Source organism: Atlantibacter sp. MEI4A-1023, assembly GCF_056155425.1.
Genome location: NZ_CM149568.1, coordinates 473,810 through 497,046 on the forward strand (window position 1 = coordinate 473,810; position 23,237 = coordinate 497,046).

The window sequence follows — 23,237 nt, forward strand, 5'->3', positions numbered from 1 at the left end:
TAACCCGCACGCGTCCACAGTCCTTCCTGACTTTGTGCACCCGGTTATCCATCACTAATTCGCCTGCACGCTAATCAAGGTTCGTATGAGTTTATTTCCGGTTATCGTGGTTTTCGGTCTCTCTTTTCCGCCGATATTCTTCGAGCTGCTTTTGTCACTGGCGATTTTCTGGCTGGTGCGCCGTTTGCTGACCCCGACAGGGATCTATGATTTTGTCTGGCATCCGGCATTGTTTAATACCGCGCTGTATTGCTGCCTGTTTTATTTGATATCGCGCTTATTTGTCTGAGGTTGATGTGAAAGCACTTACAAGAAAAATATCCCGAACGGCGATCACCCTGGTGCTGGTAGCACTGGCCTTCGTCGCCATTTTCCGTGCCTGGGTTTACTACACCGAATCGCCCTGGACGCGCGATGCGCGTTTCAGCGCCGATGTGGTGGCCATTGCCCCCGACGTCGCCGGGTTGATCACCCAGGTAATGGTTCACGATAACCAACTGGTCAAAAAAGATCAGGTGCTGTTCACGATTGACCAGCCGCGCTACCAGAAGGCGCTGGAAGAAGCCGAAGCGGACGTGTCCTATTATCAGGCGTTAGCCGCAGAAAAACGCCGCGAAGCCGGACGCCGCAACAAACTCGGCATCCAGGCGATGTCGCGCGAAGAGATTGAACAGTCCAACAACGTGCTGCAAACCGTGCTGCATCAAATGGCGCGTGCGCAAGCAACCCGCGACCTGGCGAAGCTGGATTTAGAACGCACCGTGATCCGCGCGCCTGCCGACGGCTGGGTTACTAACCTCAACGTGTACGCCGGGGAGTTTATCACCCGGGGTTCCACCGCCGTGGCGCTGGTTAAGCAGCACTCATTCTATGTGCTGGCCTATATGGAAGAAACCAAGCTGGAAGGCGTGCGCCCTGGCTTCCGGGCTGAAATTACACCGCTTGGCAGCAACCGCGTGCTACGGGGCACCGTGGATAGCGTGGCGGCGGGCGTGACCAACGCCAGCAGCAGCAACGACGGTAAAGGCATGGCATCGGTCGATTCCAATCTGGAGTGGGTACGTCTGGCCCAGCGTGTGCCGGTACGCATTCGTCTGGATGAGCAGACCGGTAATCTGTTCCCGGCGGGCACCACGGCGACCGTGGTGATCACTGGCGAAAAAGATCGGGATGACCGCAACGTGTCGCCGTTTAACCGCCTGATGCACCGCCTGCGCGAGTTCGGTTAATCCCATGGGTATTTTTTCCATCGCACCGCAACACGTTCGTTTTGCGCTGAAACTGGCCACGGCCATCGTGTTGGCGCTGTTTATTGGCTTCCATTTTCAGCTGGAAACCCCGCGCTGGGCAGTGTTAACCGCCGCGATTGTGGCGGCAGGCCCGGCATTTGCCGCAGGCGGCGAGCCGTGGTCAGGGGCGATCCGCTATCGCGGGATGCTGCGTATCGTCGGGACCTTTATTGGCAGTATCGCCGCGCTGATTATCATTATTGCGATGATCCGCGCGCCGGTCGTGATGCTGATGGTGTGCTGTATCTGGGCCGGTTTTTGCACCTGGATCTCCTCGCTGGTTAAAGTCGAGAACTCCTATGCCTGGGGGCTGGCGGGCTATACCGCGTTAATTATCGTTATTACCGTTCAGGCCGAGCCGCTGCTGACGCCGCAGTTTGCCGTAGAGCGCTGTAGTGAGATCGTGATTGGCATTTGCTGCGCCATCGCCGCCGACCTGCTGTTCTCCCCGCGCTCCATCAAGCACGAAATTGACCGCGAGCTGGATGCGCTGCTGGTGGATCATTATCGCCTGATGCAGCTGTGCATCGCCCACGGCGACAGTGAGGTGGTGGATAAAGCCTGGGGCAACCTGGTGCGCCGCACCACGGCGCTGGAAGGGATGCGCAGCAACCTGAATATGGAATCGTCGCGCTGGGCGCGCGCCAACCAACGCTTAAAAGCCATTAATACGCTTTCCCTGACCTTAATCACTCAGGCCTGCGAAACTTATCTGATCCAGAATACCCGTCCGGAAGCGGTGCCGCCGGAATACCACGAGTTTTTCAGCGAGCCGGTCGAAACGGTGGCGGATGTCCATAAGCGCCTGAAATTTATCCGTCGCGCAATGGTCTGGACCGGTGAGAGCGACACGCCCGTGACAATTTATAGCTGGGTCGGCGCGGCGACGCGCTTTCTGCTGCTCAAGCGCGGCGTGAACGGCAATACGCGCATCAGCGCCGTAGAAGAAGAGATCCTCGAAGGCGAAGTGGTGGTGAAAGCGGCTTCGGCGGAACGTCATCACGCAATGATCAACTTCTGGCGCACCACGGTGTCGTGCATGCTCGGCACGCTGTTCTGGCTGTGGACTGGCTGGACGTCCGGCAGCGGCGCGATGGTAATGATCGCCGTGGTGACGGCGCTGGCGATGCGCCTGCCTAACCCGCGGATGGTGTCGCTGGATTTCCTGCTGGGCACCCTTGCGGCGCTGCCGCTCGGCGCGTTTTACTTCCTGATTGTGCTGCCTGCGACCCAGCAGAGCATGTTGCTGCTGTGCATCAGCCTGGCGCTGCTGGGGTTCTTTATCGGCATCGAAGTACAAAAGCGGCGCTTAGGTTCGCTGGGCGCGCTGGCCAGCACCATCAATATTATCGTGCTGGATAACCCAATGACCTTTGAGTTCAGCCGCTTTCTGGACAGCGCCCTCGGCCAGATTATGGGCTGCTTCCTGGCGATGATGGTGATCCTGCTGATCCGCGATAATTCCCAGGCGCAAACCGGGCGGGCCTTGCTTAACCGGTTTATGCTGGCGGCGGTATCATCCATGACCACCAACAAAGCGCGGCGCAAGGAGAACCATCTTCCGGCGCTGTATCAGCAACTGTTTTTGTTGCTGAGCAAATTCCCCGGCGATATCGCCAAGTTTCGCCTGGCGCTGAATTTAATCATTGCTCACCAGCGGCTGCGCGATGCGCCAATTCCGGTAAACGACGATCTGTCGGCGTTTCACCGCCAGTTGCGCCGCACCGCCGACCGGGTGGTTTCTGCCTCCAGCGACGATAAGCGCCACCAGACCTTCCTGCAACTGCTCGACGAGCTTGATATCTATCAGCAAAAATTGCAGGTCTGGGAAGCGCCGCTGTCGGTCACCGAGTCGGTGAAGCGGTTGACCTCGATGCTGCGAAAATATCAACATGCCCTGACCGATAATTGACGGCTGCCGCACAGCGTAAAAACCGACGCCCGGGCGTCGGTTTTTTTGTGGCTATACTTAGCCGAGGGTGCAAAAAAGCACCATCCATCAGGAGGAAACGATGACGACACAAGCACTCCAGGACAGTGAACTCTTTAAAACAGGCTATCTGGTTAATGGCGAATGGCATCAGGCCGACGAGACTTTTGACGTCGTGAATCCGGCGACGGGTGAAGTGATTGCGAAAGTCGCGAAAGCGGGTAAGAAAGAGACACAGGCAGCTATCGCTGCGGCCAGTAAGGCGTTCCCGGCCTGGCGGAAAAAGACGGCGAAAGAGCGTTCCACGTTACTGTACCGCTGGTTTGAGCTGATTAACGAAAATAAAAGCTGGCTGGCGCGCTTAATGACCCTCGAACAGGGCAAGCCGCTGAAAGAAGCGGAAGGCGAAGTGGACTATGCCGCCAGTTTTATCCAGTGGTTTGCCGAGCAGGCGAAACGCGCCAACGGCGAGATTATCCCGCCGGCTAAACCGGGTTCACGCATCCTGGCGACCCGTGAACCGGTTGGCGTGGTCGCGGCGATCACCCCGTGGAACTTCCCGATGGCGATGCTGACCCGCAAACTCGGTCCGGCGCTGGCGGCAGGCTGTACCGGCGTGATTAAACCCGCCAATAACACCCCGCTGTGCGCGTTTGCGCTGCTGGCGCTGGCGAAAAAAGCGGGCATTCCGGATGGCGTGTTGAATGCGGTAGCCGGGAAAACATCAGAAATCAGCGACGCCATTATGGAAAGCCATGAGGTGCGCAAAATCTCTTTCACCGGGTCGACGGCAGTGGGTAAAACCCTGGTGCGCAACGCGGCGGAAACCATGAAAAAAGTCTCCATGGAGCTGGGAGGCAATGCGCCGTATATCGTGTTTGACGACGCGGATATTGATGCGGCGGTGAAAGGCGCGATCGCCAATAAATTCCGTAACGCCGGGCAGGTGTGCGTCAGCGTTAACCGCTTCTTTATTCAGGATGGCGTCTATGACCGCTTCGTGAACCAACTGGCCGAGGCGGTGAAGCAGTTGAAAGTGGGCAATGGTCTGGAAGAGGGCGTGATTGTCGGGCCGCTGATTGAGAAAGCCGGCGTGGATAAAGTCCGCGAGCATGTGGAAGATGCGCTTGCGAAAGGCGCGAAAGCGCTGGCAGGCGGGAAAGCGCACGATCTTGGCGGCAACTTCTGGCAGCCGACGGTGCTGATTGATGCCACCGATGACATGAAACTTGCCCAGGAAGAGACCTTTGGTCCCCTGGCTGCCTGCTTCCGATTTAGCAGCGAAGAAGAGGTGATTGAACGCGCCAACAATACGCCGTATGGCCTGGCCGCCTATTTTTACACCCAGAATCTACAGCGGGTATTCCGCGTCTCTTCGCAGCTTGAAAGTGGAATGATCGGCGTGAACGACTGCGCGGTATCTACCGAGCTGGGGCCGTTCGGCGGCGTGAAAGAATCCGGGCTGGGGCGCGAAGGATCGGTACTGGGGCTGGACGAATATCTGGAAGTGAAAACCCTGCATATCGGCGGGCTCTAACCTGTGACCACACCGATGGGTGACAAACAATGCAAATCTACACTTTTGACTTTGATGAAATCACCGATCAGGCCGATTTTTATCGCGACTTTACCCGGTCGTTTGGGTTAACGAAGCAGCAGGTGAATAATCTGGATAGCTTGTGGGAGGTGGTGACGGAAGGGTATTTGCCGTTGCCGCTGGAGATTGAATTTGTTCACTTATCGGAAGAGAACCGTCGGCGGTTTGGCGCGCTGATTTTGCTGTTTGATGAAGCAGAAGAGGAGTTGGAAGGCCAACTCCGCTTCAATATTCGTCATTCCACGTGACCGAAAAAAGCCCCAGGCGAACTGGGGCAAGTCGTCGGACACGACGACGAGGTTCTTATTTATACAGTTCTGCAGTGGCGTGCCAAGTATCACCGGTACGCGCTTCAATAACGCGGTAAGCGGTCGCGCCTTTCTGATCGGCTTTTTCAGCCAGCGCTTCGCGCATATCCATCGGCGAGCTGCCGTGCTGGGCAACAGAGATGGTGCCCATAGATTGCATGTTTTGGGCATCCTGTGCGCTAACTTGCTGTACGGCGGCGTTTGCGCCAAAAGCCATCAGGGAAGCCAGAGTCACTGCAGCAAGGGTAAATTTGGTTTTCATCGTCATTTCCTCGTTTGAGTTTCTGTGGTCGGCAGGCGAAGTCACTGTACGGACCACAGAATGAATGTATGTATGCAGGTGAAACAGGGTTAATGCTTATTTGTACAGCTCAGCAGTGGCGTGCCATTCGTCGCCAGAATGCGCTTCGATAATGCGGTAGGCGGATGCGCCTTTTTCCTGCGCTTTCTGATCGAGCATTTCGTTCATGTCCATCGGTGAGCTGGTCACGGAAGAGACAGTAACGGTGCCGAGTGACTGACGACCCTGGGCTTGTTGCGCGTCGATAGACGTTGCGGCAAAAGCGCCAAAGGAGAGCATTGAAAGTAGGCTTAAGGTGGCTACGGTTGATTTGATTTTCATGATCGTTACCTCGTCGTATTTTTATCTTTATCTTTGGGGTCTCATTTCGTGACCCTCATCACAAAATCAAGTATACACTAATAACGTTGAAAATTAATACCACGCTAATTATTTACAATGAAACTTTGTTTCCAGAAACGGATTTTTTATTCCCTGTCGTTATAAAAAATTAACGTTTAGTGCGTTTATAAAAAATAATGCTAATAAATTCATGAAAATAGGTAAATTTGATGATTTGTGCTTTTTAGAAAAGATGTAATGACTATGTAACGTTGAGCGCGCAGACGTAACGGCTGGAGAGGAAATTAAAGGGGGTATTTAATAATAACCGCCGCGGGCGCGGCGGTAGAAGAGAAGGCTTACAGTTCTTGTTCGAACAGTACCAGAATGGCTTCGTAGAGTTCTTTAACCGAAAAATCTCTCGCGGGGGTAGTAAAGATAGTGTCATCCCCGGCGATAGTGCCCAGAATACCTTCTGCTTTACCCAACGAGTCGAGCAGACGCGCAATCAGCTGCGCCGCACCCGGGCTGGTATGGATCACCACCACCGCATTGTTGTAATCAATATCCAGCACCAGATTTTTGAGTGGGCTGGACGTGGTTGGTACGCCCAGTTCCGCTGGCAGGCAGTAGACCATCTCCATTTTGGCGTTGCGTGTACGCACCGCACCGAATTTGGTCAGCATGCGAGAGACTTTGGACTGGTTAATGTTTTCGTAACCTTCGTCCTGCAACGCCTGGACAATCTCTCCCTGAGAACTGAATTTCTCTTCCTTTAATAACGCTTTGAAAGCTTTGACTAATTCTTCTTGTTTTGCCGAGCCGCGCATAAGTCACCTACAATCTGGCCAAAGAAACAACATTATTATGCATTTATCTGAATTTTTATGCAAATCCCAGGCCGAAAATGTGGCTGAAATAATGTTATGAAAGCGGCGGATTTTATCAAATTTTGTTATTGGAGAACATGCCTGCGTCACGACTCGAAAATAAGCCATTAAGTAAATCAATTGTTATAAAAATGATGTTGTTTTGATGAATGAAGAGGGTGTAATGTAACCGCCTGTTGATATGTTGCTTCGGTAGCGATCCGGCTATTTTCCTGATGTGCGTGAGGTCTGTGCCATAAAGAGCCGGTATGACTTCTCAATCTGAAGGTGAAAAGATTGTAATGACTTCCGCCCTGGATAATCATGGTCGCCACCAAAGGAGTAACGGCACTTTAATTGCAAATCATAATAAGGAGTTTAGGATGAAAGTTGCAGTCCTCGGCGCGGCCGGTGGTATTGGCCAGGCGCTTGCCCTTCTACTCAAGACCCAACTGCCTTCAGGTTCAGAACTCTCCCTCTACGACATCGCACCGGTTACCCCCGGCGTCGCGGTTGATTTAAGCCATATCCCTACCGCGGTGAAGATCAAAGGCTTCTCCGGCGAAGACGCGACTCCGGCGCTGGAAGGCGCAGACGTGGTGCTGATTTCCGCAGGCGTGGCGCGTAAACCGGGTATGGATCGCTCTGACCTGTTTAACGTCAACGCGGGCATCGTTAAAAACCTGGTGCAGCAGATTGCCACCACTTGCCCGAAAGCGTGCATCGGCATCATCACCAACCCGGTAAACACCACTGTTGCTATCGCAGCGGAAGTGCTGAAAAAAGCCGGTGTTTACGATAAGAACAAACTGTTCGGCGTGACTACGCTGGATATCATCCGCTCCAACACCTTTGTAGCGGAACTGAAAGGCAAACAGCCGACCGAGGTTGAAGTCCCGGTGATCGGCGGCCACTCTGGCGTGACCATTCTGCCGCTGCTGTCCCAGATCCCAGGCGTGAGCTTCTCCGAGCAGGAAGTGGCTGACCTGACCAAACGTATTCAGAACGCGGGCACCGAAGTGGTAGAAGCCAAAGCGGGTGGCGGATCGGCAACCCTGTCGATGGGCCAGGCGGCGGCGCGTTTCGGTCTGTCTCTGGTTCGCGCAATGCAGGGCGAAAAAGGCGTGGTTGAGTGTGCCTATGTAGAAGGCGACGGCGAACACGCGCGTTTCTTCTCTCAGCCGCTGCTGCTGGGTAAAAACGGTATTGAAGAGCGTCAAAGTATCGGCACCCTGAGCGCGTTTGAACAGCAGGCGCTGGAAGGCATGCTGGATACCCTGAAAAAAGACATCACCCTGGGCGAAGAGTTCGTTAACAAATAATCGTCGTGGATTCTGAAAGCAAAACCGGAACATCAGTTCCGGTTTTTTTTCGTCTGTTAGTTGGTCGCCGGATATTCCTGAACGGTGACCTGTAGCGTGAGTTTCTTATCATCACGCATCACCACCACCGGGATGACCGAGCCGGGGCGAATCTCCGCCACCTGGTCCATGGTTTCCAGCGCCGAAATAGCGGGTTTATTGTTTACTGAGACGATCACATCATTGACCTGAATACCGGCATGCGCCGCCGGGCCGTCCGGGGTCACTTCGTTGACGATAATCCCCTGGATCTGATCGATGCCCACCGCCGGACCGTGCATTGGCGCGATTTCCCGCCCGCCGATGCCGATATAACCACGGATCACGCGGCCATCGCGGATCAGCTTATCCATAATCTTGGTCGCCAGCTGCGTGGGGATCGCGAAGCCAATTCCTTCCGGCGTTTCGCCGTCGTTGCTTTTATCAAACGACAGAGTATTGATGCCCATGAGTTCGCCTAGCGAGTTCACCAGCGCACCGCCGGAGTTACCGTGGTTAATCGAGGCATCGGTTTGCAGGAAGCTTTGCCGCCCGGACGGGTTAAGGCCGATACGACCCGTGGCACTGATTATCCCCTGGGTAATGGTTTGCCCCAGGTTATAGGGGTTGCCGATAGCCATCACGATGTCGCCAATATGCGGCATGCGTTTCCCGTTAATCGGAATGATGGGCAGCGAGGTGGCGTTGATTTTTAAAACCGCCAGATCGGTCAGGCTGTCAGAGCCGACCAGCAGCGCTTCAAAGACTCGCCCATCCTGCAAGGCGACGATGATCTGGTCGGCATCGTTAATCACGTGTTTATTGGTGAGGATATAGCCGCGCTGATCCATGATCACGCCCGAGCCCAGGGTGCGGATTTCCAGTTGATTACGCCCGCCGTTACTGACGCCACGGTTATAAACGTTCACCACCGCAGGCGCAGCGCGGCGCACCGCCGAGTTATAGCTCAGTGGGGTGTCATCGGCGCTGTTATACGCAGGGGTTGATTCAGTGCCGTTTTTGCGTAATGACGGCATCAGCGCCAACAGCAGCGCAGCGACAATCAGTCCAAAAAAGACGGGCCGTAAAAGCTTCAGAAACATGGGTAAACGTTAATTAACAGGGAGACCGAAGGGAGCATATCACGAGATTCACAGACATCACACGCGGCGGTGTGATGTCTGTGAGCAAAACGGCTAGCGTAACAACAGATAGATGCTGTCATTGCCGCGCACGACGTGCAGGGCAACAATCGACGGTTTTGACTCCATCAGTTTACGCATCTCAGCGATGGTGCTGATGCGATCGCTGTTGACGCCAATAATCACATCATCTTTATGCAATCCGGCCTGTGCCGCCGCGCTGCCTTTTTCAACGTTCTCAATCGTGACGCCTTTGGTGCCGTCTTTCAGTTGACCGTCGCTCAGCGTCGCGCCCTGCAGTGCCGGGATAATCATCTCCGCGCTGGCGGACGACGAGGTGCTCTTATCCAGCGTCACTTCCACATCCAGCGGCTTCCTGTCACGCAGTAATCCTAATTTCACTTTGGTGCCCGGCGCGGTGGTAGCGATGCGCGAGCGCAGCTCGGCAAAGCTGTTCAGGGTTTTACCGTTGAGACTGACGATCACATCGCCGGATTTAATGCCCGCTTTCGCCGAGCCGGAATTCGGCAACACTTCGCTGACGAATGCGCCGCGCTGAACGTTGAGATTAAAGGCTTTCGCCAGATCCGCGCTCATCTCGGTGCCCTTAATGCCTAACAGGCCGCGTTTGATTTCGCCGGACTGAATCAGCTGGGTCGCCAGGGTTTGCGCCATATTGCTGGGAATAGCGAAGCCGATGCCGACGCTTCCGCCCCCCGGCGCGAGAATAGCGGTATTAATGCCGATCAGCTCGCCGTTAAGGTTCAGCAGCGCGCCGCCGGAGTTGCCGCGGTTAATTGAGGCGTCGGTCTGGATAAAGTTTTCCAGCCCTTCGAGATTCAGCCCGCTGCGGCCCAGCGCGGAGATAATCCCTGAGGTGGCGGTTTGCCCCAGACCAAACGGGTTGCCTACCGCTATGGCGAAATCGCCAACGCGCAGGGCGTCGGAGTCCGCGACTTTAATTTGCGTCAGGTTAGTGGCGTTTTGCAGTTGCAGTAGCGCGATATCGCTCTGGTCGTCGCCGCCGATCAGTTTGGCATCAAACTCGCGGCCATCATTCAACTGAACGCTGATTTTTTGCGCCTGGTTGATCACATGATTGTTGGTCAGAACATAGCCTTTCGCCGCGTCAATAATGACGCCGGAGCCGAGACCTTCAAACGGCTGCGCAGGCTGATCGGGCAACTCTTCACCGAAGAACTTCTTCAGCTCTTCCGGCACTTTCTGGCTCTGGGTGGCGGTGCCTTCAACCTGCACGCTCACCACCGCAGGCAGCACTTTTTCCAGTACCGGCGCAAGGCTTGGGAGCGCCCCCTGGCCTGGAACCTGGGACGGGATTGCCGCTGCTACCTGACTCGGTGCCGAGAGGGATAACCCGACACTTAACGCTAACGCACTCAACAACAGGGTTTGTTTTTTCATGAATGCTCGCTCTCGCAACCTGGAATAAGAAATGTCACCCAAAACGTGTCGATGTTATTGAATTCCCGAACGGGTAACAATGAAGACATTGTGATAACAGATATCTTTTACTATACGTCAGGCACAAAAAAACAGGGCGCGAATATCGCGCCCTGAAGAAAAAATGCTGTGTGGTGATTAATCGCGTTTTGCGCCATTGCGCAGCAGGCCTGATGCGCCTTCGGAATAATCGCGCGGCATCTGCACCGGCGCCTGGTCGTTACCGGCTTCGGATTCTGCCAGACGGTTGCGGAATGGATTGGACTCCGCCGACATTTCCGGCAGCAGGCTGCTGGAGCTTTTCGCCATATGCTGATAAAGCTGGCGATAGTCGTGGGCCATGTTATCCAGCAGTTCGGCGCTGCGGGCGAAATGGCTTACCAGCTCCTCACGGTACTCTTCAAGCTCCGCTTTGTTTTTTTCCAGCTCATACTGGAGGGCCTGTTGCTGACGTAATTTACGATTACCAAAGCGCATTGCGACGGCACCGATGATGATACCGACCACTAACCCAATTAGCGCGTATTCCCAGGTCATGAACATCTCCCGTTGTATTGTGTTTCCGTAGGGTAAGAATAGCGAGGCCTGCCTTACCTTCGCCCAATAATGCCACTATAACCGTTAACGGTGCAGAAGTGGAATCCTGCAGGCGCATCGCGTAGTGTAGTACGGCCTTTTTTTCGCCAGCCGTGATCTACGGCAAACCGATTTTCAAGGAATAACAACAACATCATGCAAAACCTTTCCCCCACATCGCGTTACCTTCAGGCACTTCAGGATAAATCCCATCAACCTGACGACGTGCAGCGCGAGGCGGTCAGCCGTCTCGATGCGATTTATCAGGAACTGACGGCGAAGCGCGCCGAACCGGCGCAAGAACAGGGGCTCAAAGCTGCATTCAGCAAACTGCTGGGCAAACGCCCGAGCGCGCCGCCTGCGCCGGTACGCGGCTTATATATGTGGGGCGGCGTGGGACGCGGTAAGACCTGGCTGATGGATATGTTCTATCAAAGCCTGCCGGGGGAGCGAAAGCAGCGTCTGCACTTCCACCGCTTTATGCTGCACGTGCATGAGGAACTGGGGCAGTTGCAGGGGCAGACCGACCCGCTCGAAATCATTGCCGATCGGTTTAAAGCCAAAACCGACGTACTGTGCTTTGACGAGTTTTTTGTTTCCGATATCACCGACGCCATGCTGCTGGGCGGCTTAATGAAAGCGCTGTTCAGCAGGGGCATCACCCTGGTGGCGACGTCCAACATTCCGCCGGACGACCTGTACCGCAACGGCTTACAGCGCGCCCGCTTTCTGCCGGCCATCGAAGCCATCAAACAGTATTGCGATGTGATGAACGTTGACGCGGGGATTGATTACCGCCTGCGCACCTTGACTCAGGCACACCTGTGGCTCACGCCGCTCAACGACGAGACGCGCCAGCAGATGGATACCCTGTGGCGCGCGCTGGCGGGCGGCGGGCGGGCAAATACCCCAACGCTGGAAATCAACCATCGTCCCTTAGCGACGCTGGGCGTTGAGAACCAAACCCTGGCGGTGAGTTTCGACACGCTGTGCGTTGATGCGCGCAGCCAGCACGATTACATCGAACTGTCGCGCCAATTCCATACCGTGATGCTGCACGACGTGGCGGTAATGACGCCGTTGATGGAAAGTGAGGCCCGGCGGTTTATCGCGCTGGTGGATGAATTTTACGAGCGCCACGTCAAACTGGTGGTCTGTGCCGCCGCGCCGATGTTTGAAATTTATCGCGGTGAACGCCTCAAATTTGAGTTCCAGCGCTGCCTGTCGCGGCTTCAGGAGATGCAGAGCGAGGAATACCTGAAACGCGAGCACATGCCGTAATAATGCGGCGCGCGCGCGGAGAATTCCTGCGTTTGTTCACAAAAAGTGGTCGATCTTTGAGGTCGACTTCTCTATAATCCTGCGACCCCACGTTACAAGAAGGTTTTTTTCCCAAAACTTTCTCTGCGCCGGCATAGGCTATTCGAAGGGGTAGGTTTGCTGGACAATGTCGTGTGAACCTCAACTGACTAAACGTTTGGGTGTTCACCAACGTGTAACTTATTTATTTGGGTAAGCTTTTAATGAAAACTTTTACAGCTAAACCAGAAACCGTAAAACGCGACTGGTATGTTGTTGACGCGACCGGTAAAACTCTGGGCCGTCTGGCTACTGAACTGGCTCGTCGCCTGCGCGGTAAGCATAAAGCGGAATACACTCCGCACGTTGATACCGGTGATTACATCATCGTTCTGAACGCAGAAAAAGTTGCTGTAACCGGCAACAAGCGTTCTGACAAAATGTACTACCACCACACCGGCCACATCGGTGGTATCAAAGAAGCGACCTTTGAAGAGATGATTGCCCGCCGTCCTGAGCGTGTGATTGAAATCGCGGTTAAAGGCATGCTGCCAAAAGGCCCGCTGGGTCGTGCTATGTACCGTAAACTGAAAGTTTACGCGGGTAACGAGCACAACCACGCGGCACAGCAACCGCAAGTTCTGGACATCTAATCGGGATTATAGGCAATGGCTGAAAATCAATACTACGGCACTGGTCGCCGCAAAAGTTCCGCTGCTCGTGTTTTCATCAAACCGGGTAACGGCAAAATCGTTATCAACCAACGTTCTCTGGAACAGTACTTTGGCCGTGAAACTGCCCGCATGGTAGTTCGTCAGCCGCTGGAACTGGTCGACATGGTTGAGAAACTGGATCTGTACATCACTGTTAAAGGTGGTGGTATCTCTGGTCAGGCTGGTGCGATCCGTCACGGTATCACCCGCGCTCTGATGGAGTACGATGAGTCTCTGCGTTCTGAACTGCGTAAAGCTGGCTTCGTTACTCGTGACGCTCGTCAGGTTGAACGTAAGAAAGTCGGCCTGCGTAAAGCACGTCGTCGTCCGCAGTACTCTAAACGTTAATTCTTTTCTGCTTTGCAGAATCGAATGGCGAAAAAGCCCGGTCTTGTACCGGGTTTTTTTATGGCGAATTTCCTGGAAACCGCCTAAATGTCTGGTGCTGCATTACTTTTAAGGCAAATCCCGCATCCCCTCACCACAAAGCCCTCAAAATCTGGTAAACTATCATCCAATTTTCTGCCCAAATGCTGGTAACTGTTCACATTTTGGTCTGAGCACGGGCTGCGATGTCAGTTCGGCAGGGAAGGGTAACCCATAAAGCCTGGCCGCCGTTGCGGCTGGTAGCAGTATTTTTCTGAATATACCTGGAGGTTTTCATGGCTGTCGCTGCCAACAAACGTTCGGTAATGACGCTGTTTTCTGGTCCTACTGATATCTATAGCCATCAGGTTCGTATCGTCCTGGCAGAGAAGGGTGTCAGTTTTGAAATTGAACATGTGGACGCCGATAATGTTCCGCAGGATCTGATCGACCTCAACCCGAATCAAAGCGTTCCGACCCTGGTAGACCGTGAACTGACGTTGTGGGAATCCCGCATCATCATGGAATACCTTGATGAGCGTTTCCCGCACCCTCCGCTGATGCCGGTCTATCCGGTTGCGCGTGGTGAAAGCCGTCTCTACATGCATCGTATCGAAAAAGACTGGTACAGCCTGATGAATGTCGTGGTTAACGGTTCCGCGCAGGAAGCTGACAACGCGCGTAAACAGCTGCGCGAAGAACTGCTGGCAATCGCCCCGGTGTTTGGCCAAAAACCTTACTTCCTGAGCGATGAATTTAGCCTGGTGGATTGCTACCTGGCGCCGCTGCTGTGGCGTTTACCGCAGCTGGGCATCGAACTCGTCGGCGCAGGTTCTAAAGAGCTTAAAGGCTATATGACCCGCGTATTCGAGCGTGATTCCTTCCTCGCTTCCCTGACGGAAGCCGAGCGCGAAATGCGTCTGCAAACCCGGGGCTAAACCGAATGGATATGTCGCAACTTTCTCCACGTCGTCCGTATCTGCTGCGAGCCTTCTATGAATGGCTGCTGGATAACCAGCTCACGCCGCACCTGGTCGTGGATGTGACGTTGCCGGGCGTCAACGTGCCGATGGAATACGCGCGTGATGGTCAAATCGTGCTGAACATCGCGCCGCGCGCAGTGGGCAATCTGGAGCTGGCCAACGACGAAGTGCGTTTTAACGCGCGTTTCGGCGGTGTGCCGCGCCAGGTGTATGTCCCGCTGGCTGCAGTACTGGCGATCTATGCACGTGAAAACGGCGCAGGCACCATGTTTGAGCCGGAATCCGCTTATGATGAAGAGGCATCCAGCTTAAACGATGATGATTCAGGCATGGCGGAAAATGAAACCGTGATGTCGGTTATCGACGGCGACAAACCCGATCATGAAGACGATTCGCCGGATGACGATCCGCCGCCGCGCGGTGGCCGTCCGTCGTTGCGCGTCGTGAAATAAAAAAAGCCAGGGCATAAACCCTGGCTTTTTTACGTTTGCAGAACCGCGTTTATGGCTGCTCTTCAGCCAGTTCGCGCAGGTACTGGAAAATCAAACGCGCGGATTTCGGCGCTTTATTGCCTTCTTTTTCCTTCTTCGCGTTGCGGATCAGCGAACGCAACTGCTGGCGATCCGCCTGCGGCCACAGTTTCAGCACTTCCGGCACCGCGTCATCGCCTTCTTCAATCAGGCGATCGCGCAACATTTCCAGCTTATGGAACAGCGCGACCTGCTGGTTATGGCGGTTTTTGAGCTTATCAAGCGCCTGGCGAATAGGCTCGACATCGCGGTTACGCAACATTTTTCCGATAAGCTGAAGCTGGCGGCGGCGACCCTCTTTTTTGATTTTCTGCGCCAGCTCGATGGCGGCACGCAGTTCCTCATCCAGCGGGATTTTATCCAGCGCGTTTTTACCCAGCTCAACCATCTCAAGGCCGAGGCGCTTTAACTCTTCGGCGTCGCGTTTAATCTCGCTTTTACTGACCCAGATAATTTCATCATCGTCGTCTTCGTTTTCATTATCGGGCACGTCGTCGAGCCAGTCTTCGGGCTGCTTTGTCATTTCAGGCTCCTTAAAAAAAGAGGCTAATACTATCAGTAATGGCGCGCACTGCGAAATGGTTCTCTGTTAGACTCACTTAAGACGTTTCGAATTATCACCTTACATTATGGCACTCGCGATGAAAGTAATCACACAAGTTGAAGCGCAGCGCAAAACGCTGGAACAGGCTGTCTCTCAGGCACTGGAACTCGCTGCCGGTAAAGCCGACGGTGCGGAAGTGGCGGTCAGCAAAACCACCGGCATCAGCGTTAGCACCCGCTACGGTGAAGTGGAAAACGTAGAATTTAACAGCGATGGTGCGCTGGGTATTACGGTTTATCATCAGAACCGTAAAGGCAGCGCTTCGTCCACCGATTTAAGCCCCGACGCCATTGCCCGCACCGTGCAGGCGGCGCTGGATATCGCCCGTTACACCTCGCCGGACCCGTGCGCAGGCGTAGCCGATAAAGAACTGCTGGCCTTTGACGCCCCGGATTTGGACCTTTTCCACCCGGCGGAAGTCGACGCCGATCGCGCCATTGAACTGGCGGCACGCGCCGAAGAGGTGGCGCTTAAAGCGGATAAACGCATCACCAATACCGAAGGCGGCAGCTTTAACAGCCATTACGGCATTAAAGTGTTCGGTAACAGCCACGGTATGCTGCAAAGCTACTGCTCAACGCGCCATTCGCTTTCCAGCTGTGTGATTGCCGAGCAGGACGGCGATATGGAGCGTGATTACGCCTATACCATTGGCCGCGCCATTGAAGACTTACGTTCGCCGGAGTGGGTGGGCGAAGAGTGCGCCCAGCGCGTTTTATCACGCCTGGCACCGCGTAAGCTCTCCACCATGAAAGCACCGGTGATTTTCGCCCGTGAAGTGGCCACCGGCCTGTTTGGCCATCTGGTTGGCGCGATTGCTGGCGGTGCGGTGTACCGCAAATCAACCTTCTTGCTGGATTCGCTGGGTAAACAGATTCTGCCGGACTGGCTGACCATCGAAGAACATCCGCATCTGCTAAAAGGGCTGGCCTCTACGCCGTTCGACAGCGAAGGGGTACGCACCGAGCGTCGCGATATCATCAAAGACGGCGTGCTCCAACAGTGGCTGCTGACCAACTATTCCGCGCGCAAGCTGGGCTTAACCAGTACCGGCCATGCGGGCGGTATCCACAACTGGCGCATCAACGGTCGCGGCTTAGGTTTCGACGCGTTGCTCAAAGAGATGGGCACCGGCCTGGTGGTCACTGAGCTGATGGGCCAGGGCGTTAGCGGCATTACCGGGGATTACTCCCGTGGCGCTGCCGGTTTCTGGGTGGAAAACGGCGTAATTCAGTACCCGGTGAGTGAAATCACCATTGCCGGGAACCTTAAAGACATGTGGCGCAACATCGTCACCATCGGCGACGATATCGAAACGCGCAGCAATATTCAGTGTGGCTCGGTATTACTGCCGGAGATGAAAATCGCCGGTCAGTAAACGTAAGACAGGCGCGAGAAATCGCGCCTTTTTTATAACTAAAAAAGGTGAACTAATGCGTAAGCAACTGATTGCAATGTTAGCCGTATCGTCCGTGTTATTCAGTGCCGCCGGTCTGGCGAAGGATCTTGAAGATGATATGGATATCCTCAACGACAATCTCAAAATCGTTCAAAAAACCGAGGATGCCGGTGAGATGAAAACGGCCTTAACCGCAATGCGCACCGCCGCACTGGACGCGCAAAAAGGTACGCCGCCGAAGCTGGAAGACAAAGCGCCAGACAGCCCGGAAATGAAAGATTTTCGTCATGGGTTACAGACACTGGTCGGGCAAATCGACGGGGCACTGAAGCTGGCGAATGAAGGAAAAATCAAAGAGGCGCAGGCGGCAGCCGAAGAGTTTAAAACCACGCGCAACACCTATCACAAAAAGTATCGCTAATCGCTTTTCTGCTGGCGGGAGGTGTTTTCTCCCGCTTTCCCTGCACGTTTTGCCATAAGTAAATCCAATCTCTGTCACATTTCTCGCTTTCTCTGCGCAGCCTGATTGTTTGTTCCGACAACGGTTTTGATCGTTTTCCCGCGATACCCATCACACATTTCCAGGGATAAATCGCCGATCCCGCCTTTTCTGTGGAACAGATCACTATCACCACCCGCCTTTCCACTTCGAAGTGGAAAACAACTCGCTACAAACTCTTAACCCCCATCGTTACTTTTACTCCAGAGCCATTAACGGGGTAACGCGAGTGAATAACGGAGCAGTAATCAACGACGGGGGCGAGCAGGCGACGCAGATCGGCGAGCTGGCCGAGCGCATGCTGGCGCAGGTGTATGCCTTACTCCGCCATCACCACATCATTCCCAATGCGGTACAGGAACAGATGCTGACGTCGCACGTTCGCGCTATGGCGCACCGGTCGGTGACCGGTGAGCCGTTGCCGGAAGTGGATGCCAGTTTATTTGATGAAATTTCAGCCGAGTCGATGGCGCTTGCCCGCGAGGTAGTCGCCACGTTTGGCAACCTTCCCGATGAAGAAGCCTGGCTGCTGTCGGTGCATTTCGACGTCGCGAAAGACAACCTTTAAGGAGCAAAGAATGGAACAGATTACAGTCGTGATTGGCGATCGTCTGGGAAAAGGCCAGAAAGTGGCGGCAGGCGTTGAGAAAGCGGGCGGGCGTGCGGTGGTTGTGCCGGGCGTGGCGGCGGACATGAAACTGGGCGACGTGATGAAAGCGGAAAACGCCACCTTTGGCATCTCGTTTTGCGGCAGCGGCGGCGCGGGCGCTATCACGGCGCAGACCAAATACGGTTACAAAGCCAAATACGGGATGCGCTCGGTGGATGAAGGCGTCACCGCCATCAACGAAGGCTGCAACGTGCTGGGGTTCGGCTTTATGGATAAAGAAGAGCTGGGCGAGCGTCTGGTACAGGCGTGGCAGAAGAAGCACGGCGCCTGAGTATGAAAGAGCAATTCACCACCACGGTGAGAGTCTCCGGCAAAGGCGAAGCCAAAGCGCGCGCCTTTGCCGACGCCCTGAACCACGTTCAGGCCACGGTGATGAAAGCATCGCCGCATATCTTACTGCGTATTGAGCCACAGGATGTGCAGGTTGTTCAAGCGCGTGAAACGGTGCGTAAAGACGCTTTTCTGTTCTTCTTTTTGCGCCGGGAAAGACGCACGTACAGCGTGGAGCTGGATGTGACCGTCAACGTGACAGCCATCAATCTCGACAAGGTGGATTTCGTCGCGCAACGCTGATTCTGACTAAAAAGGGCAGACTAATGTTCCTGATAATATTAATAAAATCGCTCATTATCGGCGGCCTGGTTGGCGTCGGCGTGGGCGCTGGGGCTGCACGCATGTTTCATGCGCCTACCACACAGGGTATGGGCGCGTTTCGTACTTTGGGGGAGCTGAACTCCTGTGAAGGGGACCCGGCGTCTCATTTCTCCTTCGGTCTGGGCTTCTTCTTCAACGCATGGGCGTCGTCGGTAGCGGCGGGCTCGTTCACCCAGGACGTCGATCATCGCATTATCCCGAACTGGGGCGCGGCGGCGCTGATGGTTAAAAACCGCAACGTCGGCGAAACCCTGCACGATCCGAAAAAAATGGCGATTGCCTGTGGCGTCATCGGCATGATCGTCGTGACTTTCCTGAACCTCACCGCGTCTTCCGTTCCGGAAGCGTTGCAGGTCACCGCTGTTAAGGTGCTGGTGCCTGCGGCTAACCTGCTGGTCAACACCGTGATGCCGGTGATCTTCTGGCTGGCGGCCATCGATGCCGGTAAGAAATCCGGTTTCTGGGCCACCGTCTTTGGCGGCGCGGCGCAGCTGATCATGGGCAACGCCGTTCCGGGCCTGGTATTAGGCATCCTAATCGGTAAAGGCGTTGAAGAGAGCGGCTGGAACCACGTCACCAAAGTGATGATGGTCGCCATCGTGCTGCTGTTCGTGCTGAGCGGATTCTTCCGTGGCTTTGACATGAAGATGATCGAATCCTTCCATATGACCGTGCCGAACTGGCTCGAACTGATCCACAACTCGCTGAGCGGCAAATAACGGAGGCCACAATGGAACAGAATAAAGGTTTTTGGTTTGCCGACTGGTCATTCCCTATCTTCGTTGGCCTGCTCTCCTCTGGCGTGTTTGCCGGAACGCACATGTACTACCTGTACGGTATCGGTGCGTTTAACGAAGTGGCTTTCGTGGCGATGCTGAAAGCGGGCATCGACACCGGCTCCTATGGCGCGGTGGCGGCGTTTGGCGCCAGCTTCCTGTTTGCCCGCATTATCGAAGGTTCCCTGGTGGGGATCCTGGATATCGGCGGGGCAATCCAGACCGGCGTGGGCCTCGGCGTTCCGGCGCTGCTGCTGGGTGCGGGCATTGTCTTCCCGGTGGAAAACTTTATCGCTTCCCTGGCAACGGGCCTGGCGATTGGCTATGTCATCATCCTGGCGCGTAAGTTCACTATCAACCAGAGCGACTCCACCTACGGGGCGGACGTGATGATGGGGGCCGGTAACGCCTCTGGCCGTTTCCTCGGGCCGCTTATCATCCTCAGCGCCATGACTGCGTCTATTCCTATCGGCATCGGTTCGCTGGTTGGCGCCCTGCTGTTTTATATCTGGCAGAAGCCGATCACCGGCGGCGCAATCCTCGGCGCGATGATTTTAGGTTCGATCTTCCCAATTGCTATTAGCTAAACCCACGGCGGGCGTGCAAACGCCCGCTTTCACAGGAGAGAGACATGTTTGATTTACTCCTGCGCCGTGCGCGTCTGGTCGACGACACGGTCTGTGATATCGCTGTGAAGGACGGCAAAATCGCCGCCCTGGGCGAGATAAACGACCCGGCGGTGAAAACTGTTGATCTCCAGGGCGAATGTTACGTCAGCGCTGGCTGGATTGATTCCCACGTCCACTGTTACCCAAAATCCCCGATTTACCACGATGAACCGGACAGTATCGGTATCGCCACCGGCGTGACGACCGTGATTGATGCCGGCAGCACCGGCGCGGATGATATTGATGATTTTTATACGCTGACCCGCGACGCCTCTACCGACGTTTATGCTCTGCTGAACATCTCCCGCGTTGGCCTGATTGCCCAGAACGAACTGGCGAACATGGCAAACATCGATAGCGATGCGGTGAAACAAGCGGTCAAACGCCATCCTGATTTTATCGTTGGCCTGAAGGCACGCATGAGCAGCAGCGTAGTGGGCGAAAACGGCATTACTCCGCTGGAACGCGCCAAAGCGATGCAGCAACAGAACGGCGATTTACCGTTGATGGTGCACATCGGCAATAACCCGCCAGACCTGGATGAGATCGCCGAGCGCCTGACGGCGGGCGACATCATTACCCACTGCTACAACGGCAAACCGAACCGTATTTTGACGCCGGGCGGTGAGCTGCGTGCATCTGTGACCCGGGCAATCCAGCGCGGGGTGCGCCTCGACGTCGGTCACGGCACTGCCAGCCTGAGCTTTGCGGTGGCGAAACGCGCCATCAGCTTAGGCATTCTGCCGCACACCATCAGCTCAGATATCTATTGCCGTAACCGCATTAACGGGCCGGTGTATTCGCTGGCTAACGTGATGTCGAAATTTCTGGCTATCGGGATGTCGCTGCCGCAGGTCATTGACTGCGTGACGGCTAATGCCGCCGATGGCCTGAATCTGAAAACCAAGGGCCGTCTCCAGCCAGGCCTGGATGCCGACCTCACCCTCTTTACGCTAAAGCGCCAGCCGACGCTGCTGGTAGATGCAGAAAACGACAGCTTACAGGCTGAGAAACTGCTGGTGCCGCTTGCCGCCATACGGGCGGGCAAGGGCTATATGACCGAACAAGGGAGCGCGGAACATGCCTTCGATTTTTGAGAAATACCAGTTAAAACAGGTGATAAACACGTCTGGCCGCATGACCGCGCTGGGCGTCTCCACGCCGCGCCCGGAAGTGGTGGAGGTGGCAATGGCCGGTATGAACCAGTACTTCGAAATGAAAGATCTGGTGAACAAAACCGGCGAATACATCGCGAAATTGCTGGATGTGGAAGGTGCGACCGTGGTGTCCTGCGCCTCAGCGGGGATTGCCCAGTCGGTGGCCGCCGTTCTGGTCCAGGACAGCGACTGGCTGCTGGAAAACCTGCACGTCACGCCCATCGAGAATAACGAAATCGTGCTGCCGAAGGGCCACAACGTCAACTTCGGCGCGCCGGTTGGCACCATGGTGGCGCTGGGCGGCGGCAAACTGGTGGAAGCGGGCTACGCCAACGAATGCTCTGCCGCGCAACTGGCTGCGGCAATCACGCCGCGCACCGCCGCCATTCTCTACATCAAATCCCACCACTGCGTGCAAAAAAGTATGCTCAGCGTGGAGCAGGCGGCGGTGGTCGCCCGCAAACATAACCTGCCGCTGATTGTCGATGCGGCGGCGGAAGAAGACCTGCAATGCTACTACCGCGCGGGCGCGGACCTGGTGATCTACAGCGGCGCGAAGGCCATCGAAGGGCCGACCAGCGGGCTGGTGATCGGCAAAACCCAGTACGTCGAGTGGGTGAAGCGCCAGACGGCGGGCATTGGCCGGGCGATGAAAGTGGGTAAAGAAGGCATTCTTGGCCTGACATGCGCCATCGAGCTTTATCTGCACGCGCAGAAAGAGAGCGGGGCGGAGATGGTGGAAAAAATGACGCCGTTTATCGACGCGCTGAATACCCTTAACGGCGTGAGCGCCCGCGTAGTGTGGGACAGCGCCGGACGCGACATCGCCCGCACCGAAATCAAGTTTGATGAAGCCGTGACTGGCGTGGCTACCGGCGAGCTGGTGGAAGCCCTGAAGCAGGGCGAGTACGCCATTTACTTCCGTGGCTACAAAGCCAACGAAGGGATTATCGAAGCCGACGTGCGCAGCGTTGACCGCGCGCAGCTGGAGATTGTGGCGCGCCGCATTAGCGAAGTGATTAACCAGGAGAAAACCGCATGAAACTAACCCCCAACTTTTACCGCGATCGCGTCTGCCTGAACGTGCTGGCGGGTTCAAAAGACAACGCCCGCGAGATCTATGAAGCGGCGGAAGGTCATGTGCTGGTGGGCGTGCTCTCCAAAAATTACCCGGACATTGCCAGCGCGGTGGCGGACATGCGTGACTACGCGTCGCTTATTGACAATGCCCTCTCGGTTGGGCTGGGCGCGGGCGATCCCAGGCAGTCGGCGATGGTGAGCGAAATCTCCCGCCAGGTGCAGCCGCAGCACGTCAATCAGGTGTTTACCGGCGTGGCCACCAGCCGCGCGCTGCTGGGGCAGAACGACACGGTAGTCAACGGACTGGTATCGCCGACCGGTACGGCGGGCAAAGTAAAAATCTCCACCGGCCCGCTCAGCAGTAAAGCGGCGGACGGCATCGTGCCCATCGAAACCGCCATTGCGCTGTTGAAAGACATGGGCGGTAGCTCGATTAAATATTTCCCTATGGACGGCCTGGCGTGCCGCGACGAGTATCAGGCGGTTGCGGAAGCCTGCGCCCGTTATGACTTCTGGCTGGAGCCCACCGGCGGTATCGATTTAGAAAACGTCGGCGAGATTTTGCAGATTGCCCTGGATGCGGGTGTCTCCAGAATCATTCCTCACGTCTATAGTTCGATTATTGATAAGGTGAGCGGAAACACCCGCCCGGACGATGTGCGCCAGTTGCTCGCCATCACCCGGGCGTGCGTAGGCTAAGAGCGA

The 23,237-nt window shown here is 55.4% G+C and carries 28 protein-coding genes; 21 read left to right on the forward strand and 7 right to left on the reverse strand.

Annotation, left to right across the window (positions count from 1 at the left end):
- The first annotated feature begins 85 nt into the window (after window positions 1-85).
- The 5 genes from aaeX (at window position 86) to ACVV26_RS02345 (ending at window position 5,064) form a co-directional block, all read left to right on the forward strand.
- Entirely contained in the window at window positions 86-289 is a 204-nt protein-coding gene (aaeX, locus tag ACVV26_RS02325; protein ID WP_002437480.1) for a p-hydroxybenzoic acid efflux pump operon protein AaeX, read from the forward strand.
- Between the two features lie 7 nt (window positions 290-296).
- A complete protein-coding gene (aaeA, locus tag ACVV26_RS02330) occupies window positions 297-1,229 on the forward strand; it encodes a p-hydroxybenzoic acid efflux pump subunit AaeA (protein WP_474799788.1) in 933 nt (310 codons plus the stop codon).
- 4 nt (window positions 1,230-1,233) lie between these two features.
- Complete coding sequence (aaeB, locus tag ACVV26_RS02335; RefSeq protein WP_474799789.1) at window positions 1,234-3,201, forward strand: p-hydroxybenzoic acid efflux pump subunit AaeB; 1,968 nt, start codon at window positions 1,234-1,236, stop codon at window positions 3,199-3,201.
- 100 nt (window positions 3,202-3,301) lie between these two features.
- Complete coding sequence (locus ACVV26_RS02340) at window positions 3,302-4,756, forward strand: NAD-dependent succinate-semialdehyde dehydrogenase (RefSeq protein WP_474799790.1); 1,455 nt, start codon at window positions 3,302-3,304, stop codon at window positions 4,754-4,756.
- Between the two features lie 29 nt (window positions 4,757-4,785).
- On the forward strand, window positions 4,786-5,064 hold the full coding sequence (locus tag ACVV26_RS02345) for a barstar family protein (protein ID WP_312984014.1): 279 nt from the start codon (window positions 4,786-4,788) through the stop codon (window positions 5,062-5,064).
- A 55-nt stretch (window positions 5,065-5,119) separates the two neighbouring features.
- Here ACVV26_RS02345 and yhcN (ACVV26_RS02350) read toward each other — a convergent pair whose 3' ends face one another.
- The 3 genes from yhcN (ACVV26_RS02350) to argR all read right to left on the reverse strand — a co-directional run bounded on the left by yhcN (ACVV26_RS02350) (window position 5,120) and on the right by argR (window position 6,576).
- Window positions 5,120-5,386 (reverse strand): peroxide/acid stress response protein YhcN, encoded by a 267-nt coding sequence (gene yhcN / locus ACVV26_RS02350; RefSeq protein WP_474799791.1) that lies wholly within the window; start codon window positions 5,384-5,386, stop codon window positions 5,120-5,122.
- A gap of 96 nt (window positions 5,387-5,482) precedes the next feature.
- Window positions 5,483-5,746, reverse strand: a complete 264-nt coding sequence (gene yhcN / locus ACVV26_RS02355) for a peroxide/acid stress response protein YhcN (protein ID WP_474799792.1) — start codon at window positions 5,744-5,746, stop codon at window positions 5,483-5,485.
- Window positions 5,747-6,105: 359 nt separating this feature from the next.
- Window positions 6,106-6,576 carry a transcriptional regulator ArgR gene (gene argR, locus ACVV26_RS02360; RefSeq protein ID WP_312984006.1) on the reverse strand — a complete coding sequence of 157 codons (471 nt, stop codon included), beginning with the start codon at window positions 6,574-6,576 and terminating at the stop codon, window positions 6,106-6,108.
- 422 nt (window positions 6,577-6,998) lie between these two features.
- On the opposite strand from argR, the gene mdh reads away from it, so the two are divergent.
- On the forward strand, window positions 6,999-7,937 hold the full coding sequence (gene mdh, locus ACVV26_RS02365) for a malate dehydrogenase (protein WP_474799793.1): 939 nt from the start codon (window positions 6,999-7,001) through the stop codon (window positions 7,935-7,937).
- Window positions 7,938-7,993: 56 nt separating this feature from the next.
- Here the strand turns inward: mdh and degS are convergent, their stop codons facing one another.
- From degS to zapG, 3 genes are all read right to left on the reverse strand, one after another.
- Window positions 7,994-9,058, reverse strand: a complete 1,065-nt coding sequence (degS, locus tag ACVV26_RS02370; protein WP_474799794.1) for an outer membrane-stress sensor serine endopeptidase DegS — start codon at window positions 9,056-9,058, stop codon at window positions 7,994-7,996.
- A gap of 93 nt (window positions 9,059-9,151) precedes the next feature.
- Window positions 9,152-10,519 (reverse strand): serine endoprotease DegQ, encoded by a 1,368-nt coding sequence (gene degQ / locus ACVV26_RS02375; RefSeq protein ID WP_474799795.1) that lies wholly within the window; start codon window positions 10,517-10,519, stop codon window positions 9,152-9,154.
- A gap of 177 nt (window positions 10,520-10,696) precedes the next feature.
- Window positions 10,697-11,095, reverse strand: coding sequence for a Z-ring associated protein ZapG (zapG, locus tag ACVV26_RS02380; RefSeq protein ID WP_161659240.1), 399 nt, complete (start codon window positions 11,093-11,095; stop codon window positions 10,697-10,699).
- 195 nt (window positions 11,096-11,290) lie between these two features.
- Here zapG and zapE point away from each other — a divergent pair, with 195 nt between their 5' ends.
- The 5 genes from zapE (at window position 11,291) to sspB (ending at window position 14,947) form a co-directional block, all read left to right on the forward strand.
- A complete protein-coding gene (gene zapE, locus ACVV26_RS02385; protein WP_474799796.1) occupies window positions 11,291-12,415 on the forward strand; it encodes a cell division protein ZapE in 1,125 nt (374 codons plus the stop codon).
- Between the two features lie 242 nt (window positions 12,416-12,657).
- On the forward strand, window positions 12,658-13,086 hold the full coding sequence (gene rplM, locus ACVV26_RS02390) for a 50S ribosomal protein L13 (protein WP_002437467.1): 429 nt from the start codon (window positions 12,658-12,660) through the stop codon (window positions 13,084-13,086).
- A gap of 15 nt (window positions 13,087-13,101) precedes the next feature.
- Entirely contained in the window at window positions 13,102-13,494 is a 393-nt protein-coding gene (gene rpsI, locus ACVV26_RS02395) for a 30S ribosomal protein S9 (protein ID WP_002437466.1), read from the forward strand.
- A 314-nt stretch (window positions 13,495-13,808) separates the two neighbouring features.
- On the forward strand, window positions 13,809-14,450 hold the full coding sequence (gene sspA / locus ACVV26_RS02400) for a stringent starvation protein SspA (RefSeq protein ID WP_312983993.1): 642 nt from the start codon (window positions 13,809-13,811) through the stop codon (window positions 14,448-14,450).
- A gap of 5 nt (window positions 14,451-14,455) precedes the next feature.
- A complete protein-coding gene (gene sspB, locus ACVV26_RS02405) occupies window positions 14,456-14,947 on the forward strand; it encodes a ClpXP protease specificity-enhancing factor (RefSeq protein ID WP_125293006.1) in 492 nt (163 codons plus the stop codon).
- 49 nt (window positions 14,948-14,996) lie between these two features.
- On the opposite strand, the gene yjgA is transcribed toward sspB, so the two are convergent.
- Window positions 14,997-15,548: a ribosome biogenesis factor YjgA gene (yjgA, locus tag ACVV26_RS02410; RefSeq protein WP_312983990.1), complete on the reverse strand. Its 552-nt coding sequence runs from the start codon at window positions 15,546-15,548 to the stop codon at window positions 14,997-14,999.
- A gap of 106 nt (window positions 15,549-15,654) precedes the next feature.
- Between yjgA and pmbA the strand changes: the two genes are divergently transcribed.
- The 10 genes from pmbA to dagF all read left to right on the forward strand — a co-directional run bounded on the left by pmbA (window position 15,655) and on the right by dagF (window position 23,231).
- A complete protein-coding gene (gene pmbA / locus ACVV26_RS02415; RefSeq protein ID WP_474799797.1) occupies window positions 15,655-17,007 on the forward strand; it encodes a metalloprotease PmbA in 1,353 nt (450 codons plus the stop codon).
- Window positions 17,008-17,062: 55 nt separating this feature from the next.
- On the forward strand, window positions 17,063-17,449 hold the full coding sequence (cybC, locus tag ACVV26_RS02420; protein WP_474799798.1) for a cytochrome b562: 387 nt from the start codon (window positions 17,063-17,065) through the stop codon (window positions 17,447-17,449).
- Window positions 17,450-17,756: 307 nt separating this feature from the next.
- Complete coding sequence (locus tag ACVV26_RS02425; RefSeq protein ID WP_312983985.1) at window positions 17,757-18,095, forward strand: glycine dehydrogenase; 339 nt, start codon at window positions 17,757-17,759, stop codon at window positions 18,093-18,095.
- Window positions 18,096-18,105: 10 nt separating this feature from the next.
- Window positions 18,106-18,468: an SFCGS family glycine-rich protein gene (locus tag ACVV26_RS02430; RefSeq protein WP_003830384.1), complete on the forward strand. Its 363-nt coding sequence runs from the start codon at window positions 18,106-18,108 to the stop codon at window positions 18,466-18,468.
- A gap of 2 nt (window positions 18,469-18,470) precedes the next feature.
- Window positions 18,471-18,770 carry a DUF4312 family protein gene (locus ACVV26_RS02435; protein WP_312983983.1) on the forward strand — a complete coding sequence of 100 codons (300 nt, stop codon included), beginning with the start codon at window positions 18,471-18,473 and terminating at the stop codon, window positions 18,768-18,770.
- Between the two features lie 23 nt (window positions 18,771-18,793).
- A complete protein-coding gene (locus ACVV26_RS02440) occupies window positions 18,794-19,570 on the forward strand; it encodes a DUF4311 domain-containing protein (RefSeq protein WP_125293015.1) in 777 nt (258 codons plus the stop codon).
- Window positions 19,571-19,581: 11 nt separating this feature from the next.
- A complete protein-coding gene (locus ACVV26_RS02445) occupies window positions 19,582-20,214 on the forward strand; it encodes a DUF4310 family protein (RefSeq protein WP_474799799.1) in 633 nt (210 codons plus the stop codon).
- 44 nt (window positions 20,215-20,258) lie between these two features.
- Window positions 20,259-21,392: an amidohydrolase/deacetylase family metallohydrolase gene (locus ACVV26_RS02450; protein WP_474799800.1), complete on the forward strand. Its 1,134-nt coding sequence runs from the start codon at window positions 20,259-20,261 to the stop codon at window positions 21,390-21,392.
- Window positions 21,376-22,494 (forward strand): DgaE family pyridoxal phosphate-dependent ammonia lyase, encoded by a 1,119-nt coding sequence (locus ACVV26_RS02455; RefSeq protein WP_474799801.1) that lies wholly within the window; start codon window positions 21,376-21,378, stop codon window positions 22,492-22,494. The genes ACVV26_RS02450 and ACVV26_RS02455 overlap by 17 nt, the downstream gene beginning before the upstream one ends.
- Window positions 22,491-23,231, forward strand: a complete 741-nt coding sequence (gene dagF / locus ACVV26_RS02460) for a 2-dehydro-3-deoxy-phosphogluconate aldolase (protein ID WP_474799802.1) — start codon at window positions 22,491-22,493, stop codon at window positions 23,229-23,231. Before ACVV26_RS02455 ends, dagF begins: the two co-directional genes overlap by 4 nt.
- The last annotated feature ends 6 nt before the right edge of the window (window positions 23,232-23,237 follow it).